The 1,602-nt window shown below is 32.8% G+C and carries 2 protein-coding genes; both read right to left on the bottom strand.

The window, feature by feature from the left end:
• Nucleotides 1–305 precede the first annotated feature (305 nt).
• Nucleotides 306–1,013, bottom strand: a complete 708-nt coding sequence (locus tag JUF22_RS13755; RefSeq protein WP_034529865.1) for a putative immunity/bacteriocin fusion bifunctional protein — start codon at nt 1,011–1,013, stop codon at nt 306–308.
• A 32-nt stretch (nt 1,014–1,045) separates the two neighbouring features.
• On the bottom strand, nt 1,046–1,471 hold the full coding sequence (locus JUF22_RS13750; protein WP_034529862.1) for a thioredoxin family protein: 426 nt from the start codon (nt 1,469–1,471) through the stop codon (nt 1,046–1,048).
• Nucleotides 1,472–1,602: the final 131 nt, after the last annotated feature.

The raw sequence follows: 1,602 nt of genomic DNA, 5'->3' as shown, positions 1-1,602 counted from the left end.
GCTTTGGGCCTTTTTTTATTTTTGTTCGGATTAATTATAGAATTTGCCCTTTAGATAGGTTTTATTTATCAATGAGAATTACCTTTCTTAATTCGATATACAAGGATCCAGAAAGGTAATGCAATTAGAACAGTGCCAATTAACGGAATAAATGAATATAAAACAGCTGCGCATGTATAGTTATTTTGATAAATAACAAAATATAATAGAGCACCTGCAGAAACAATTATTCCCGAAATGGGTAAACTTTTAGTCGTGTAAAAGAGTAAATTTTTCTCATATTTTTTCATAAAAATTGCCTCTTATTAATGATTCATTGCACATGCACCTTCTGATGCAGCGCCACACACGACAGCGCAAGCTAAACCTGCGATGCCATTTACGGCAGCCCAAACTGCACAATAGGAACCACAAGCTAACACACCAGCCATACCGCATGAAAATTCTTTGCCATGAAATTTAAAATGCTTTGTCTTTTTTTTCGCCAGAATATTAATTTGATTCAGTTCATTGTTTGAGGCGGAAAATTCGGTTTTTGGTGATGTGCTCTTAGTAGTACCTTGCTCAGCAGAGAAGCTTACAACCTTATTATTGCTCTTATCAACAACCGTTTGAGTTAATATTGTAGTATTTTTGTCATTATTTTTGTAAACATTATAAACAACATCCGTTGATATAGAAGGATCTACTGAGGATGTTGCACGATAATTATATGGTGTGACTGCGTCTTGGTCATTGGTATAACCACGTTTTTTTATATTATTTAAATAGTTATTTATTTTCTCACTTTTATTTAAATTAGAAACATCTTGCTGTGCATTGCTTGAGCTCAAAGACGAAACCTTTGCACTCAAGTTTGAATATTTAAGCTCTGTATTTAAATTATGGTAATAAGATCCAACTCTAGTTTTAGCCGAACCATTAATTGGGAATAAGAACGAGCCAAGTAATACAGTAACTGAGCACATTAGTAGTCCGATAAATATTTTTTTAAAATGTTTTGCCTTACTCATAATCAACAACTCCTCTAATTTTTAAGGAACCCTTATTGTAAGAACTTGTCTACTACTGAAATTTTGGATTCTCCAACTAAACGTGTAACCTCATGGGTGCCATTGTATTTTATTAAAGTTGGTATAGCATTTACATGCAGTCCCTTTAATTTTTTATAGCTAGAATTAGGTTCGTTAGCTAAATCGACTTTAAAGATTTCCTTGTTAGGATGCTTAGCAATAGCTTGTCGGTAAATCTTTTTCATTTTTTGACAATGAATGCAGTATCTAGAAGCATAGAGGACATACGTTATCTTTCTTTTCTTTTGTTTGAGCAATTTTAATGCGGTGGTTAATTTTACATTCACCACTTTTCCTTCTGACTTTGCGAGCACTGTACTTGGAAGTAAAAACATGAGGCTGATTCCTATTACGAACAAGCAAAAACTGCTTAAAACTGTTATTTTTCGTTTTTTCATAAAAAGCCTCCTCAACACATAAAATCGATGTTAAAACAATCAATATATGCTACATGCTCATAATATCACAATTAATTTTGTTTGTGGCAAATTCTATAATTAATTCGAACGAAAGTAAAAACGCCCAGAGT

The sequence above is a fragment of the Levilactobacillus lanxiensis genome (assembly GCF_016861655.1).
GTDB lineage: Bacteria > Bacillota > Bacilli > Lactobacillales > Lactobacillaceae > Levilactobacillus > Levilactobacillus lanxiensis.
Note: the sequence above shows the minus strand (reverse complement) of the source record. Positions and strands in the feature narration are given on the sequence as shown.